This window comes from Streptomyces sp. NPDC051567, from assembly GCF_044454165.1.
In the GTDB taxonomy this organism is placed as follows: Bacteria; Actinomycetota; Actinomycetes; order Streptomycetales; family Streptomycetaceae; genus Streptomyces.
This window is the reverse complement of record NZ_JBITDK010000005.1, coordinates 26,682-42,239: the sequence shown is the minus strand read 5'-3', so window position 1 is coordinate 42,239 and position 15,558 is coordinate 26,682. Positions and strand designations below refer to the sequence as shown.

At 70.0% G+C, this 15,558-nt stretch carries 14 protein-coding genes; 10 read left to right on the top strand and 4 right to left on the bottom strand.

Annotated elements, in window-relative coordinates; translation table 11 throughout:
- Positions 1-91 precede the first annotated feature (91 nt).
- The gene (locus ACIA5F_RS07875) at positions 92-1,558 is read right to left on the bottom strand and encodes a hypothetical protein (RefSeq protein WP_399350316.1); all 1,467 of its coding nucleotides are present in this window, start codon (positions 1,556-1,558) and stop codon (positions 92-94) included.
- Between the two features lie 90 nt (positions 1,559-1,648).
- Positions 1,649-1,885: a hypothetical protein gene (locus ACIA5F_RS07870; protein WP_399350314.1), complete on the bottom strand. Its 237-nt coding sequence runs from the start codon at positions 1,883-1,885 to the stop codon at positions 1,649-1,651.
- A gap of 132 nt (positions 1,886-2,017) precedes the next feature.
- On the opposite strand from ACIA5F_RS07870, the gene ACIA5F_RS07865 reads away from it, so the two are divergent.
- Positions 2,018-2,995, top strand: coding sequence for a carbohydrate kinase family protein (locus tag ACIA5F_RS07865; protein ID WP_399350313.1), 978 nt, complete (start codon positions 2,018-2,020; stop codon positions 2,993-2,995).
- Between the two features lie 67 nt (positions 2,996-3,062).
- Here ACIA5F_RS07865 and ACIA5F_RS07860 read toward each other — a convergent pair whose 3' ends face one another.
- Positions 3,063-4,454 (bottom strand): cysteine desulfurase/sulfurtransferase TusA family protein, encoded by a 1,392-nt coding sequence (locus tag ACIA5F_RS07860; protein ID WP_399350311.1) that lies wholly within the window; start codon positions 4,452-4,454, stop codon positions 3,063-3,065.
- A 289-nt stretch (positions 4,455-4,743) separates the two neighbouring features.
- Between ACIA5F_RS07860 and ACIA5F_RS07855 the strand changes: the two genes are divergently transcribed.
- The 4 genes from ACIA5F_RS07855 (at position 4,744) to ACIA5F_RS07840 (ending at position 9,303) form a co-directional block, all read left to right on the top strand.
- A complete protein-coding gene (locus tag ACIA5F_RS07855) occupies positions 4,744-5,805 on the top strand; it encodes a cytochrome c oxidase subunit II (RefSeq protein ID WP_399350309.1) in 1,062 nt (353 codons plus the stop codon).
- Positions 5,802-7,535, top strand: coding sequence for a cytochrome c oxidase subunit I (gene ctaD, locus ACIA5F_RS07850; RefSeq protein WP_399350307.1), 1,734 nt, complete (start codon positions 5,802-5,804; stop codon positions 7,533-7,535). The genes ACIA5F_RS07855 and ctaD overlap by 4 nt, the downstream gene beginning before the upstream one ends.
- Complete coding sequence (locus ACIA5F_RS07845) at positions 7,532-7,930, top strand: cytochrome c oxidase subunit 4 (protein WP_399350305.1); 399 nt, start codon at positions 7,532-7,534, stop codon at positions 7,928-7,930. Before ctaD ends, ACIA5F_RS07845 begins: the two co-directional genes overlap by 4 nt.
- A 125-nt stretch (positions 7,931-8,055) precedes the next feature.
- The gene (locus ACIA5F_RS07840; RefSeq protein WP_399350303.1) at positions 8,056-9,303 is read left to right on the top strand and encodes an Ig-like domain-containing protein; all 1,248 of its coding nucleotides are present in this window, start codon (positions 8,056-8,058) and stop codon (positions 9,301-9,303) included.
- A 119-nt stretch (positions 9,304-9,422) separates the two neighbouring features.
- On the opposite strand, the gene ACIA5F_RS07835 is transcribed toward ACIA5F_RS07840, so the two are convergent.
- The gene (locus tag ACIA5F_RS07835; RefSeq protein WP_399350301.1) at positions 9,423-9,824 is read right to left on the bottom strand and encodes a hypothetical protein; all 402 of its coding nucleotides are present in this window, start codon (positions 9,822-9,824) and stop codon (positions 9,423-9,425) included.
- Positions 9,825-10,048: 224 nt separating this feature from the next.
- On the opposite strand from ACIA5F_RS07835, the gene ACIA5F_RS07830 reads away from it, so the two are divergent.
- From ACIA5F_RS07830 to trpD, 5 genes are all read left to right on the top strand, one after another.
- On the top strand, positions 10,049-10,669 hold the full coding sequence (locus ACIA5F_RS07830; protein WP_399350299.1) for a heme-copper oxidase subunit III: 621 nt from the start codon (positions 10,049-10,051) through the stop codon (positions 10,667-10,669).
- Between the two features lie 76 nt (positions 10,670-10,745).
- The gene (locus ACIA5F_RS07825) at positions 10,746-11,555 is read left to right on the top strand and encodes a c-type cytochrome (protein ID WP_399350297.1); all 810 of its coding nucleotides are present in this window, start codon (positions 10,746-10,748) and stop codon (positions 11,553-11,555) included.
- Positions 11,552-12,610 (top strand): Rieske 2Fe-2S domain-containing protein, encoded by a 1,059-nt coding sequence (locus tag ACIA5F_RS07820; protein ID WP_399350295.1) that lies wholly within the window; start codon positions 11,552-11,554, stop codon positions 12,608-12,610. Before ACIA5F_RS07825 ends, ACIA5F_RS07820 begins: the two co-directional genes overlap by 4 nt.
- The gene (locus ACIA5F_RS07815; RefSeq protein WP_399350293.1) at positions 12,607-14,256 is read left to right on the top strand and encodes a cytochrome bc complex cytochrome b subunit; all 1,650 of its coding nucleotides are present in this window, start codon (positions 12,607-12,609) and stop codon (positions 14,254-14,256) included. The genes ACIA5F_RS07820 and ACIA5F_RS07815 overlap by 4 nt, the downstream gene beginning before the upstream one ends.
- Before the next feature lie 175 nt (positions 14,257-14,431).
- The gene (gene trpD / locus ACIA5F_RS07810) at positions 14,432-15,496 is read left to right on the top strand and encodes an anthranilate phosphoribosyltransferase (RefSeq protein ID WP_399350291.1); all 1,065 of its coding nucleotides are present in this window, start codon (positions 14,432-14,434) and stop codon (positions 15,494-15,496) included.
- Positions 15,497-15,558 lie beyond the last annotated feature (62 nt).

Below are 15,558 nucleotides of genomic sequence, written 5' to 3'. Positions count from 1 at the left end.
TGCCCCGGCGGTCAAGTCTGTACGACGAGGGCCCGCCTCCGGTCGAGTGCGACTGGAGGCGGGCCCTCGTCGTGCGCGGACCGCCCGGGACCTACTGGCGGGGCAGCGGCTTGCCCGTGGTCGCGTCGACCACCTTGCGCTCCCCGAGCGGCTGCCGGAGCGTCACCGTCCGGGACATCTCCTGGGCGAGCGCGACGCACGACTGCCCCGGCTTGTCCGGCGTATCGGTGATCTTCACCAGGACGGAACCGGACTCCTCCCGGGCCTCCACGGCGTAGCTGGAGCAGAGCCCGCCCCAGAAGTTCACCGTCAGCTTCCGGTCGGCCTCCGCGTACGAGAACCCGGGCACGGTCCGCCCCTGCGCCGGGGGCGCCGCGCCCTCCCCGGCTACCGCAGACTGGACCACCGTCCGGTCCGGGCCGCCACCGGCCCCCGCCACCTGGAAGAGCCAGGCCGGGACCAGGCCCCGCGCGCCGTCCACCGTCCCCGGGGCCAGCCCCAGCACGGCGCCCCGCACCGTCTCCGTGCGCGGGGACTTCACCGGCTCGGGCCGCGCGGCGCACACGGAGGTGTCCGTGGCGGTCCCCGCCGGGGCGTCCGCGCCCAACGGGACCGGGGTGGCGCAGGCGCCGGTCCCCGGGCCGGCGCCGTCCGCCGGGCGGGCCGACGCGGCGTTGAGCCGGGCCAGCGCCTCCACGGCCCCGACCACCGGCCGCTCGGCCGTCCGTACGGGCTCCTTCAGCTCGCCGCCGCCCGCCACCACCTGGGCGTCCGCCCCCACGCTCACCGTGGTGGACCAGCCCCGGGTGGGCAGTCCGCCGATCACCGGGTCCGCCGTCACCACCCGGACCGCGCCCTGGACGAGGCGGGCGTCCTGCTTCGCGGCCCCCTGGCCCAGGGCCTTCAGCACCGGGGCCGCCGCCGCCCTGGCCGCCTCCTCGGAGACCGGCGGGCCCCCGCCCGTGCCGGAGCCGCCGCTCTCCTTCCCGGCTCCGGGGAGCGTGGCCGGGCCGCAGACGTCCTTGCCGCGCACGCAGTCGCCCGTACCCGTCGTGAAGCGGGTGAAGGTCCAGGTCCCCGGGGCCTTGAGGGTCACCGTGAGCCGGGGCCCGGCCCCGTCCGCGGCCTCCCCGACCAGCCAGACGTCACCGGTGAGCCGGGGCGCGCCCGTGATCCCGAGGACCGCCGCGAGCCGGGCCACCTCCGCCCCGGTCACCTCGCCGGAGGCGGCGAAGGACGGCGCGTCGCCCGGGGCCGCCGGGAGCGGGACCTCGGCGCGGTAGGTCACCCCGCCGCCGGCCGGGTCGGGCTCCCCGGGTGCGATGCCGGGGCCCGGTTCCGTCCGGGGGGCCGCCGGAGGCTGCGCCGACCGGTCCGCCGACCGCTCCGTCACGGCCGACCGCCCGGCCGTGACGGAGCGCCCGCCGTCCCCGTGGGCCGTGGCCGCCCAGTAGGCCGTGCCGCCGCCGGTCAGCAGGACGGCGGCGGCGACCGAGCCGACGGCCCAGGCGGGCCGTCGTCGTGTGCCGTGTGATGTTCCGGGTTGTTCGCTGGTCACCAGATCGCTCCTTCGCCCGTCCCGTCGTCCTGACGCGGGTGTGACGAAGCCGGGGCCCGACCGGTTCCCCCGGTCCTCCGGCCCCGCCGCTCAGTCCCCGTACGCGGCGGTGGAGGCGATCAGGCGGGCCGAGGAGGGCGGGACGCTGACCCCGTGGATCTGCGAGGGCGCCACCCGGGCCGGCCGGGGCCCGGCCGGGACCGTCCAGTGCGGGGCCATCCGGGCGCAGTCGCCCAGCAGCCGTGCGAGACCGGGGCCCCGCGAACCTTCCGCGCCGTGCGTCCCGCTGGTGTACTCGGCGTACCCGAAGCCATCGGTAGAGGTCATGGAGGCACCGTAGGCACCCCGGACCATGAGAAGAAAGACCTACTACGGGGTAGTTTCGTACGGTCGGCTCAGGGCCGGTGAACGGGTAGTTTTGAATGTCCCCTTGCCGTCCTCCGCAGGAGCATCCACGCCGTGCGCATCGCAGTCACCGGCTCCATCGCCACCGATCACCTCATGACCTTCCCCGGCCGTTTCGCCGACCAGTTCGTCGCGGACCAGCTGCACACGGTCTCCCTCTCCTTCCTCGTCGACAACCTCGACGTACGACGGGGCGGGGTCGGCCCGAACATCTGCTTCGGCATGGGGCAGCTCGGCAGCCGCCCGGTCCTCGTCGGCGCCGCCGGCTCCGACTTCGACGAGTACCGCGCCTGGCTGGACCGGCACGGCGTCGACACCGAGTCCGTCCGCATCTCCGAGGTCCTGCACACCGCGCGCTTCGTGTGCACCACCGACGCGGACCACAACCAGATCGGCTCCTTCTACACGGGCGCGATGAGCGAGGCCCGGCTGATCGAGCTGAAGTCGGTCGCCGACCGGGTGGGCGGCCTGGACCTGGTCCTGATCGGCGCCGACGACCCCGAGGCGATGCTCCGCCACACGGAGGAGTGCCGGACCCGGTCCATCCCCTTCGCCGCGGACTTCTCGCAGCAGATCGCCCGGATGGACGGCGAGAACATCCGCACCCTGATGGAGGGGGCGACGTTCCTCTTCTCGAACGAGTACGAGAAGGGCCTGATCGAGTCGAAGTCGGGCTGGACGGACGAGGAGATCCTCGCCAAGGTCGGCACCCGGGTCACCACCCTCGGTTCCAACGGCGTCCGCATCGATCGGGTCGGCCACGACCCGATCGTCGTCGGCTGCCCGGAGGAGACCGCGAAGGTCGACCCCACGGGCGTCGGCGACGCCTTCCGCGCCGGGTTCCTGACCGGCCTGGGCTGGGGCGTCGGCCTGGAGCGGGCGGCCCAGGTCGGCTGCATGCTGGCGACGCTGGTCATCGAGACCCTCGGCACCCAGGAGTACACCCTGGCCCGCGCCCACTTCATGGAGCGCTTCGCCAAGGCCTACGGCGACACCGCCGCGTCGGAGGTCCAGGCCCACCTGGCCGTGTGACGGCTCCCGGGCCCGGGGGCGGCGCGCGAGTGCCCCCCCCGGGCTCCCGGGGTCCCGGCCCGCCCCCTCATACCAGGCGGCGGACGGTGTACGCGACACCCACCTCACGCGGGGCTTCGCCGACGTACGCGTGGCCCCGCATCGCGCACCACGCGGGCACGTCCAGCCGCGCCACCTCGTCGTCCGACACCACCGTCACCGTGCCGCCCACCGGGACCGTGACGATCGCCCGCGCCAGCTCGATCACCGGCTGCGGACAGCGCAGCCCCAGCGCGTCCAGCTCGACGGAGTCCGCCACCGGGGGCGCCGCCGGGACCGCCCCCGGGACGGAGTGCGCCCCGAGCTTCTCCCGGACCCCCGCCACCACGCCCGGCAGCACCTCCAGGAAGGCGTTGACCTCCCCGGCCGTGGTCCCCGGCGGCAGGGAGACCCGTACGTTCCCCTCGGACAGCACCCCCATCGCCCGGAGCACATGACTGGGGGTCAGCGTGGAGCTGGTGCAGGACGAGCCCGAGGAGACCGAGAACCCCGCCCGGTCCAGCTCGTGCAGCAGGCTCTCGCCGTCGACGTACAGGCAGGAGAAGGTGACCAGGTGCGGAAGCCTGCGCTCCGGGTCCCCGGCCACCTCCACGTCCGGGACCAGCCGGGCCACCCGCCGCCGGATGCGGTCGACCAGGACCCGCAGCCGGGCCGCCTCCTCCCCGGCCTCCGCCCGCACGGCCCGCAGCGAGGCCGCCGCCGCCACGACGGCCGGCAGGTTCACGAAGCCGGGGGAGCGGCCCGACTCCCTCTCGTCCGCCGGACCCCGGGGGGAGAAACGGACCCCCTTGCGCACTGCCAGCAGGCCGACCCCCGGAGGGCCGCCCCACTTGTGCGCACTGCCCGTCAGCACCGACCAGGCGCCCTCCACCGGGCCCCAGCCGAGCGACTGGGCCGCGTCCACCAGCAGCGGCACCCCGGCCGCCGCGCAGACCTCGGCCACCTCCGCCACCGGCTGGACCGTGCCCACCTCGTGGTTGGCCGACTGGAGACAGGCCAGCGCCGTCCCCGGCTCCAGCGCGGCGGCGTACCCGGCCGCCGTCACCGCACCCGAACGGTCCACCGGGACCTCGGCGACCGTCCCGCCGCGCCCTTCGTGCGCCGCCGCCGCGTGCAGCACCGAACTGTGTTCGACCGCCGAGACGACCAGCCGGCCGCCGACGCGCCGACGCCCCGCCAGCACCCCCGCCACGCCCGTGTGAACCGCGTGCGTCCCCGAAGGAGTGAACACCAGCTCGTCGGCACGCACCCCCACGGCCTCCGCCGCCGCCTCCCGCGCCGCGTCCAGCAGCAGCCTGGCGCGCCTGCCCTCCCGGTACAGCCTGGCGGGATCGGCCCAGCCCTCGTCCAGGGCCGCCTGGAGCGCCTGACGGGCCACGGGGTGCAGGGGGGCGGCGGACGCGCTGTCGAAGTACGGCATCCGGCCACCGTAAAGGGAGGGGACGTGCGGAGCACACCGGGGTCAGGGGCCGTCAGATGCCCTGCGGAGTCTGTCGTTCCGGGTGCCCGGGCCTGTCCCCCGGACGGCCGATCCACCCCTTCGGGGGCAGTAGCGGCGCGTTGGGCACCCTCCCCGCGCGACCCCAAATAGCGTCCAGTAGGGTTTGGTCCGCATAAACATCCAAACCCCTGCCTGCGTCAGGGCCGGCGACCGACCCGAACACGGCCGCGGCCGGCCGCGCGGGCCGAGACTCTCGGGAAGGCGCTACGTGAGTCCCTACGGCTCCGACCTCCCCCATCGCCCGAAGGGCCTGGGAGGTACCCCCATGCCGCGGCGTCCGATGCGGCGGAAGCTGCTGCAGGCGCTGACTGCGGGCGTGGTCCTGGCGACCGCCACTGGTTGCTCGTATACATGGAAAGACTTCCCCCGCCTCGGAATGCCGACTCCGGTGACCGAGGAGGCGCCGCGCATCCTTTCGCTGTGGCAGGGCTCCTGGGCCGCGGCACTCATCACGGGCGTCCTGGTGTGGGGCCTGATCATGTGGAGCGTCATCTTCCACCGGCGCAGCCGGACGAAGATCGAGGTTCCGCCGCAGACCCGGTACAACATGCCCATCGAGGCGCTGTACACCGTGGTTCCGCTCATCATCGTCTCGGTGCTCTTCTACTTCACCGCGCGTGACGAGTCCAAGCTGCTGGCCCTCTCCGCCAAGCCCGCCCACACGATCAACGTGGTCGGCTTCCAGTGGAGCTGGGTCTTCAACTACGTCGAGAACGTCGACGGCGACGTCAGCACCCCCAAGCCGCGGCTGCTCCCGGTTCCCGAGGGCGCCGAAGGTGAAGCCGCCAAGCCGAGGACGACGCAGGTCCCCAAGGAGCTCGCGTCCATCCCGGACCGTTTCCTCAAGGACTTCCCCGCGGGCGCCGAAGGCGTCTACACCAAGGGCGTCCCCGGTGACCGGAACCCGGACAAGGGCTGGCCGGGCCCGACCCTCTACCTGCCCAAGGGTGAGAAGGTCCGCTTCATCCTGTCGTCGAACGACACCATCCACTCCTTCTGGGTGGTCCCCTTCCTGTTCAAGCAGGACGTCATCCCGGGCCACACCAACGTCTTCGAGGTCACCCCGACCCAAGAGGGCACCTTCATGGGCAAGTGCGCCGAGCTCTGCGGCGTCGACCACTCCCGGATGCTCTTCAACGTCAAGGTCGTCTCGCCCGAGAAGTACCGGGCGCACCTCAAGGAGCTGGCGGAGAAGGGGCAGACCGGGTACCTCCCGGCCGGCATCAAGCAGACCGACCCGGCCCGGAATGCGGAGACGAACAAACTGTGAGCATCCTCAACGAATCCCAGGGTGCCGCCGCAGCTGACTCGTACGAGAACGAGCTGCCGGTACGGCGCAAGCAGCCGGGCAACGTGGTCGTGAAGTGGCTGACCACCACCGACCACAAGACCATCGGCACGATGTACCTGGTCACCTCGTTCGTGTTCTTCATCATCGGTGGGGTCATGGCGCTCTTCATGCGCGCCGAGCTGGCCCGTCCGGGTACGCAGATCATGTCGAACGAGCAGTTCAACCAGGCGTTCACGATGCACGGCACGATCATGCTGCTGATGTTCGCGACGCCGCTGTTCGCCGGATTCGCGAACTGGATCATGCCGCTCCAGATCGGCGCGCCCGACGTGGCGTTCCCGCGGCTGAACATGTTCGCGTACTGGCTGTACCTCTTCGGCTCGATCATCGCGGTCGCCGGCTTCGCCACCCCCGGCGGCGCCGCCGACTTCGGCTGGTTCGCCTACTCCCCGCTGTCGGACGCCGTCCGCTCGCCGGGCATCGGCGCCGACATGTGGATCATGGGTCTGGCCTTCTCGGGCTTCGGCACGATCCTCGGCTCGGTCAACTTCATCACCACGATCATCTGCATGCGCGCGCCCGGCATGACGATGTTCCGCATGCCGATCTTCACCTGGAACGTGCTGCTGACCGGTGTCCTGGTCCTGCTCGCCTTCCCGGTGCTGGCCGCCGCGCTCTTCGCGCTGGAGGCCGACCGCAAGTTCGGCGCGCACGTGTTCAACTCGGCCAACGGCGGCGCCTTGCTGTGGCAACACCTCTTCTGGTTCTTCGGACACCCAGAGGTGTACATCATCGCCCTGCCGTTCTTCGGGATCATCTCCGAAGTGATCCCGGTCTTCTCGCGCAAGCCGATGTTCGGTTACATCGGCCTGATCGCCGCGACGATCGCGATCGCCGGCCTCTCCGTGACCGTGTGGGCCCACCACATGTACGTCACCGGCGGCGTCCTCCTACCGTTCTTCTCCTTCATGACCTTCCTGATCGCGGTACCGACCGGTGTGAAGTTCTTCAACTGGATCGGCACCATGTGGAAGGGCTCACTGTCCTTCGAGACACCGATGCTCTGGGCCGTCGGCTTCCTGATCACCTTCACCTTCGGTGGTCTGACCGGCGTCATCCTGGCCTCGCCCCCGATGGACTTCCACGTCTCCGACTCGTACTTCGTCGTCGCGCACTTCCACTACGTCATCTTCGGCACCGTGGTCTTCGCGATGTTCGCCGGCTTCCACTTCTGGTGGCCGAAGTTCACGGGCAAGATGCTGGACGAGCGGCTCGGCAAGATCACCTTCTGGACGCTGTTCGTGGGCTTCCACGGCACGTTCCTGGTGCAGCACTGGCTGGGCGCCGAGGGCATGGCCCGCCGTTACGCGGACTACCTGGCCGCCGACGGCTTCACCGCGCTGAACACGGTCTCGACCATCAGCTCCTTCCTGCTCGGTCTGTCGATGCTGCCGTTCATGTACAACGTCTGGAAGACGGCGAAGTACGGCAAGAAGATCGAGGTCGACGACCCGTGGGGTTACGGCCGCTCGCTGGAGTGGGCGACGTCCTGCCCGCCGCCGCGGCACAACTTCCTCACCCTGCCGCGGATCCGTTCCGAGTCCCCGGCGTTCGACCTGCACCACCCGGAGATCGCGGCCCTCGACCACCTTGAGGACCACAGCGCCGGGAACAAGGCCGTCGCGGGCGCCAAGGAGGCCGGAAAGTGAAGATCCAGGGCAGGATGTTCCTCTGGCTCTCCTTCTTCATCCTGATCATGGCCGTCGTGTACGGCGTGTGGTCGAAGGAGCCCGTCGGCACCACCGCGCTCTTCCTGGCCTTCGGCCTGAGCGTCATGATCGGCTACTACCTGGCCTTCACGGCCAAGCGCGTCGACGAGATGGCCCAGGACAACCTGGAGGCCGACGTCGCCGACGAGGCCGGTGAGCTGGGCTTCTTCGCCCCGCACAGCTGGCAGCCGCTCTCCCTGGCCATCGGTGGTGCACTCGCCTTCCTGGGTGTCATCTTCGGCTGGTGGCTGATGTACTTCTCGGCTCCGGTCATCCTGATCGGCCTGTGGGGCTGGGTGTACGAGTACTACCGCGGCGAGAACCAGAACCAGTAGACGCCGCATCCCACGGCCCGGCCGTGTGAACCTGGGGCCCGGATACCTCTTTCGGAGGTATCCGGGCCCCTCGTTTGCAGTCCCTCCGCGCGCAGCATCTGACATATCTTCATAGCGTTGGCGCCATGAAGCACTCACCGCGTCTTTGGACGGTACTCGGCTGCTCCCTGCTGGTCGCGTCCCTCGGGGCCGGCGCCACCGCGTGCGGGTCCGGCGACCGCAACCCGCTGTCCGCCCGCCCGTACGACGCGGGCGACCAGCTCGCCTTCAACAAGGCCGCCGGCAGCCGTCCGGTCGACCCCGGCCGGCCCCTGGAGGTCACCGCCAAGAGCGTCGACGCCCGGATCACCGACGTGAGCGTCGTGGACAGCCACGGCCGCCTCCTGGCGGGCGAGCTGACGGCCAAGGGCGACCGCTGGCACAGCACCGTCCCGATGGCCGCGGGCGTGCGCTACACGGTCACCGTGAGCACCGAGGACAAGCGGGGCGCCCCGGGACAGCGCACGATGACGTTCGACACCACCCCGTCCAAGCAGGTCCTCAAGGTCGAGTTCGGCCCGGACGCGGGCAAGTACGGCGTCGGACAGCCCCTCACCGCCGATCTCAACGAACCCGTCAAGGACAAGGCCGCCCGCAAGCTCGTGGAACGCGGCCTGGTCGTGGAGACCCCGGACCGGGTCGAGGGCGCCTGGCACTGGGTGGACGACAAGAGGCTCCACTTCCGGCCGAAGGAGTACTGGCCCGCCAACTCCACCGTCTCCGTCCGGAGCAACCTGGAGGGGGTGCGGATCGACAACGACCTCTACGGGGCCGTCTCCAAGCCGCTGGAGCTGGAGATCGGGGACCGGGTCGAGGTCGTCACCGACGCCTCCTCGCACTACCTGACGTTCAAGCGCAACGGAGAAGTGGTCAACACCATCCCGGTGACCACCGGGAAGCCCGGCTTCTCCACCCGCAACGGTGTCAAGGTGGTGCTCGGCAAGCAGTACTTCGTCCAGATGCGCGGCGACTCCGTCGGCATCGGCGGCAGCGAGTACTACAACCTGCCGGTCTACTACGCCACGCGCGTCACCTGGAGCGGTGAATACGTCCACGCCGCCCCGTGGTCCGTCGGCTCCCAGGGCTACGAGAACGTCAGCCACGGCTGCACCGGCATGAGCACCGGGAACGCCGCCTGGTTCTACGAGAACATCACCGAGGGCGACATCATCCAGGTGATCAACAGCATCGGCGACGACATGGACCCCTTCGGCAACGGCTTCGGCGACTGGAACGTCGACTGGCCCGACTGGCGCGAGGGCAGCGCCCTGCTGAAGGGCACTCAGGAGGGCCGCAGCCCCATCGACACGGCCCGCCTGCGGCCCCAGGTCTGAGACCCGGCCCGCAGCACCGGTCAGGGCCGCGGGACGGCGCGGGGGCCCGTATCGGCCCCCGCCGGCGCGCGGGGGTCCGTCACGGGCCCCCCCGCGCCGGGAAGCCGCCTCAGGGGCCCTCAGGCGGCCGGAGACAGGCGGGCCCGCAGGAGGCCCGCCAGGGCGTCCGCGAAGTCCACCGGGTCCACCGGAAGGGTCACCGCCGCGTCCGCGCGGCTCCAGGTGGCCAGCCAGGCGTCCTGAGGCCGCCCCATCAGGAGCAGCACGGGCGGGCACCGGAAGATCTCGTCCTTGATCTGCCGGCACACCCCCATGCCCCCGGCCGGGGTGGCCTCGCCGTCCAGCACGCACACGTCGATGCCGCCCGCGTCCAGCTCGGCCAGGACCGCCGGCAGGGTCGCGCACTCCAGGAACTCGACCGGCGGCAGATCGGCGGCCGGCCTGCGCCCGGCCGCCAGCCGCACCTGCTCCCGGGTGCCCGCGTCGTCGCTGTAGACCAGAACCCGCGTAGTCGCCCGCATTTTCGTTCCTCCACGTGTCCGTGAATCACGTTGATGTTGCCTGGGGTGTCCCGGCGGAGCCGGGGGAGGGATGCTACTCCGTCCGCCCCGTCGTCAACATCGGTTCGGACACCCTCACCGGTCACGCCCACGGGCCGTTCTGATGGGCCGTTCGGGCCTTGCACACGCCCCGGACACTCCGAACGGCACCCCCCGGGGTGAGGGCGGGATAAGCGACCGACATAATGTCGGTCGTGGCGACAGCAACGACAGTAGATACCGGGCACGCGCACCCGACGGTCAACCGGCCGAACCTCGTCAGCGTCGGAACCATCATCTGGTTGAGTTCCGAGCTGATGTTCTTCGCGGCCCTCTTCGCGATGTACTTCACCCTGCGATCCGTGACAGGCGCCGAGTACTGGTCAGAGCAGGCTTCGGCCTTGGATCTGCCCTTCTCGGCGGCGAACACCACGATCCTGGTGCTTTCCTCGCTCACCTGCCAGCTCGGCGTATTCGCCGCCGAGCGGGGTGACGTGAAGAAGCTCCGGACGTGGTTCATCGTCACGTTCGTGATGGGTGCGATCTTCATTGGCGGCCAGGTGTACGAGTACACCGCGCTGGTCATGCACGAGGGCATGAGCCTCTCGTCCGGTCCGTACGGCTCGGTCTTCTACCTGACCACCGGCTTCCACGGTCTGCACGTGACGGGCGGTCTCATCGCCTTCCTGCTGGTCCTCGGCCGGACGTACGCGGCCAAGAGGTTCACCCACGAACAGGCCACGTCGGCCATCGTCGTGTCCTACTACTGGCACTTCGTCGATGTCGTCTGGATCGGCCTCTTCGCCACGATCTACCTGATCAAGTAGCGAACACGTCACCGGGTCCGACCCGGCACTCCATCCAGTCACACCGACGCAGAAGATCCTGACACCGGGGTAATCCGTGAAAAAGCTCTCCGCACGACGACGCCATCCGCTGGCGGCGATCGTCGTTCTACTCTTCGCGCTGGCGGCCACTGGGGGGCTTTACGCCGCCTTCGCCCCCGCGGGCAAGGCGCAGGCCGACGAGACCGCCCAGTCCCTCGCCATCGAGGAGGGCAAGAAGCTGTACGCCGTGGGCTGCGCAAGCTGCCACGGAACCGGCGGTCAGGGTTCCACTGACGGCCCCAGCCTGGTCGGCGTCGGCTCCGCATCCGTCGACTTCCAGGTGAGCACGGGCCGCATGCCGGCCCAGCAGCCCGGCGCCCAGGTGCCGAAGAAGCCCAACATCTACTCGCAGGCGCAGATCGACCAGATGGCCGCGTACATCGCGTCCCTCGGTGCCGGTCCGATCACGCCGACCGAGAAGCAGTACGACCCGGCGGGTGCCGACATCGCCAACGGTGGTGACCTGTTCCGCAACAACTGCGCGCAGTGCCACAACTTCACCGGCGAGGGCGGCGCGCTGACGAACGGCAAGTACGCCCCCAACCTTGAGGGCGTCTCGCCGAAGCATGTCTACGAGGCCATGCTCACCGGCCCGCAGAACATGCCCTCCTTCCCGGACAGCACCATGCCCGAGAAGCAGAAGAAGGACATCATCGCGTATCTCCAGAACGTGAACGGTGAGAAGTCGAACAACCCCGGCGGTCTGAAGCTCGGTGGCCTCGGCCCCGTCTCCGAGGGTCTCTTCGGCTGGATCTTCGGTCTGGGTACGCTGATCGCTGTCGCCGTCTGGGTCGCGGCCCACACCGCTAAGGCCAAGAAGTCATGAGTAGCCAAGACATTCCCGAAGAGAAGCACCTGCCGAGCGAGCAGGGCGACGTCCACCACGGTGGCGTAGCGGTCGCGGACGACCCGTTCGCCGACCCGGGCCTGCCGGTCCACAAGCCGCGCATCCAGGACCTCGACGAGCGGGCGGCGAAGCGCTCCGAGCGCACCGTCGCGTTCCTGTTCACGCTGTCGATGCTGGCCACGGTCGGCTTCATCGCCTCCTACGTGGCCTTCCCCGTCGACAAGATCGTGTACATCTTCCCGATCGGGAAGGTGAGCGCGCTCAACTTCGCCCTGGGCATGACCCTGGGCACGGCGCTCTTCTGCATCGGCGCGGGCGCGGTCCACTGGGCCCGCACCCTGATGTCCGACGTCGAGGTCGCCGACGAGCGCCACCCGATCGCCTCGGCCCCCGAGGTCAAGGCGCAGGTCCTCAAGGACTTCGCCGACGGCACCAACGAGTCCGGCATCGCCCGGCGCCCCCTGATCCGCAACACGATGCTGGGCGCGCTCTCCATGCTGCCGCTCTCCGCCGTCGTGATCCTGCGCGACCTGGGACCGCTGCCCGAGGACAAGCTGCGCAAGACCCTGTGGGCCAAGGGCAAGCTGCTCATCAACCAGAACACGATGGAGCCGCTGCGTCCCGAGGACGTCATCGTCGGTTCGCTGACCTTCGCCATGCCGGAGGGCCTGGAGCAGACTCAGCACGACTTCCAGGTCCAGATCGCCAAGGCCGCCCTGATGATCGTCCGGATCAAGCCGGAGGACATCAAGGACAAGCAGGAACTGGAGTGGTCCCACGAGGGCATCGTGGCCTACTCCAAGATCTGCACCCACGTCGGCTGCCCGATCAGCCTGTACGAGCAGCAGACGCACCACGTGCTCTGCCCGTGCCACCAGTCCACCTTCGACCTCTCCGACGGCGCCCGTGTCATCTTCGGCCCGGCAGGTCACGCGCTTCCGCAGCTGCGGATCGGTGTGAACGGCGAAGGCTTCCTCGAAGCGCTCGGCGACTTCGACGAGCCCGTCGGCCCCTCATTCTGGGAGCGCGGATGAGCACTGCCAACGAAACCAGCGAACGCAACGAACACGGCTCGGCGCGCAAGGCGCCGGCCGGTGAGCGCGTAGCGGACTGGGCGGACAGCCGCCTGGGCATCTACGGTCTCGCCAAGGCCAACATGCGCAAGATCTTCCCGGACCACTGGTCCTTCATGCTGGGTGAGATCTGCCTGTACGCCTTCATCATCATCATCCTCACCGGTGTGTACCTCACGCTCTTCTTCCACCCGAGCATGAACGAGGTCACGTACCACGGCTCGTACGTGCCGATGCAGGGTGTCCACATGTCCGAGGCGTTCGCCTCGACACTGGACATCAGCTTCGACGTCCGTGGCGGTCTGCTCATCCGGCAGATCCACCACTGGGCGGCGCTGATCTTCGTCGCGGCCATGTTCGTGCACATGATGCGCGTCTTCTTCACGGGCGCCTTCCGCAAGCCGCGCGAGATCAACTGGATCTTCGGATTCCTGCTGCTGATCCTGGGCATGTTCACCGGTTTCACCGGTTACTCGCTCCCGGACGACCTGCTCTCGGGTACCGGTGTCCGCTTCATGCAGGGCGCCATCCTCTCCGTCCCGATCGTCGGCACCTACCTGTCGATGTTCCTCTTCGGCGGCGAGTTCCCGGGCGGCGACTTCATCGCGCGGTTCTACTCGGTCCACATCCTGCTGCTGCCCGGCATCATGCTGGGCCTGATCGTGGCCCACCTGATCCTGGTCGTCTTCCACAAGCACACCCAGTACGCGGGCCCCGGCAAGACCGAGAAGAACGTCGTCGGCATGCCGCTGCTGCCGGTCTACATGGCCAAGGCCGGAGGCTTCTTCTTCCTGGTCTTCGGTGTCATCGCGGCCGTCTCCGCCATCGCCTCGATCAACCCGATCTGGGCGCTCGGCCCGTACCGCCCGGACTACGTGTCCACCGGCGCGCAGCCCGACTGGTACATGGGTATGCCCGAGGGCCTCATCCGTGCCATGCCCGGCTGGGAGATCGACCTGGGCGGCTACACGCTCGTCCTGGGCGTGTTCATCCCGCTGCTGCTCTTCCCGCTGGTGCTCGGCGCGATCGCCATGTGGCCCTTCATCGAGGCCTGGGTCACCGGGGACAAGCGCGAGCACCACATCCTGGACCGCCCGCGCAACGTCCCGACCCGTACGGCCTTCGGTGTCGCCTGGATCGCGGAGTACGTCGTGCTGCTGATCGGCGGTGGAAACGACATGTTCGCGCAGTACTTCCACCTCTCGATCAACTCGATCACCTGGTTCGTCCGGATCGGCTTCTTCGTCGTCCCGGTCGTCGCCTTCATCATCACCAAGCGGATCTGCCTCGGCCTCCAGCGCCGGGACCGGGACAAGGTGCTGCACGGTCGCGAGACCGGCATCATCAAGCGCCTGCCGCACGGTGAGTTCGTCGAGATCCACGAGCCGCTCTCGCAGGGCAAGCTGCACACCCTCACCTCGTTCGAGCAGTACGAGGCGATCGAGGCCGTCCCGACGGTCGACGAGAACGGTGTCGAGCGCAAGGCGAAGCCCATGGAGAAGCTCCGGGTCAAGCTCAGCCAGGGCATCTACGGCGGGGACAACCAGATCCCCAAGCCCACGGTGGAGGAGTACAAGGAGATCCAGAGCGGCCACGGCCACCACTGATCCCCGCAGGAACGCATGAGGGACCGGCTCCCCGGCCGGTCCTGGTGTCGCCACGGTGAGAGCCCCGTCCAGTGCCTGGACGGGGCTCTTCGCCGTCCGGCGGGGCTGGATAGGCTGAACCCCTTCCCATTCGACGTGGAATCTCCGACGATTCGACGAGCAGCAGGAGCGGACCATGAACGTGGTGACCCCGGCAGGCGGCGACAGCGTGACGGTCCGTGGCTGGCCGGGTGTGCTCGACGCCCTGCTGTCCGGCCGGGACCTGCGGGCCGACGACACGGCCTGGGCGATGGACCACATCATGCGCGGGGAAGCCACCGACGCCCAGATCGCCGGTTTCGCGGTCGCGCTGCGGGCGAAGGGGGAGACGGTCGCGGAGATCAACGGCCTGGTCCGGGCCATGTACGCGCACGCCAACCTGATCGAGGTGCCGGGCCGGACGGTCGACATCGTCGGCACGGGCGGCGACGGCGCCAAGACGGTGAACATCTCGACGATGTCGGCGGTCGTGGTGGCCGGCACGGGCGCCAAGGTGGTCAAGCACGGCAACCGGGCCGCCTCCTCCGCGAGCGGGGCCTCGGACGTCCTGGAGAAGCTCGGCGTCAGCCTCGACCTGACCCCGGAGCGGGTCGCGCAGGTCGCGGAGGAGGCGGGCATCACCTTCTGCTTCGCGGTGAAGTTCCACCCGGCGCTGCGCCACGTGGCCGCCGCCCGCCGGGAGCTGGGCATCCGCACCACCTTCAACTTCCTCGGCCCGCTGACCAACCCGGCGCGGGTCCGGGCCCAGGCGACGGGCGTGGCCGACGCCCGGATGGCCCCCATCGTGGCGGGCGTCCTGGCCGAGCGGGGCTCCTCCGCGCTGGTCTTCCGGGGCGACGACGGCCTCGACGAGCTGACCACGACGGCCACCTCGCGGGTGTGGTGGGTCCGGGACGGCCAGGTGCGGGAGCAGCCGTTCGACCCGCGTGACGTCGGCATCCCGCTGGTCGACGTCGCGGAGCTGCGGGGCGCGGACGCCTCGTACAACGCGGACGTCGCCCGCCGCCTGCTGGCCGGTGAGGCGGGCCCGGTCCGGGACGCGGTCCTGCTGAACTCGGCGGCGGCCCTGGTGGCCCTGGACCCGGGCACGGGCACGCTGGAGGAGCAGATCGCCGCGGGGATCGCCCGCGCGGCGCACGCCGTCGACTCGGGCGCCGCGCGCGCGGCCCTGGAACGCTGGGTGGCCGCCAGCAACGCGTAGGCCGTGTCCCCGAAGTGCCGTGCCACAGCCCCCGGCGGCTCCGTAGCCGCCGGGGGCTGTGG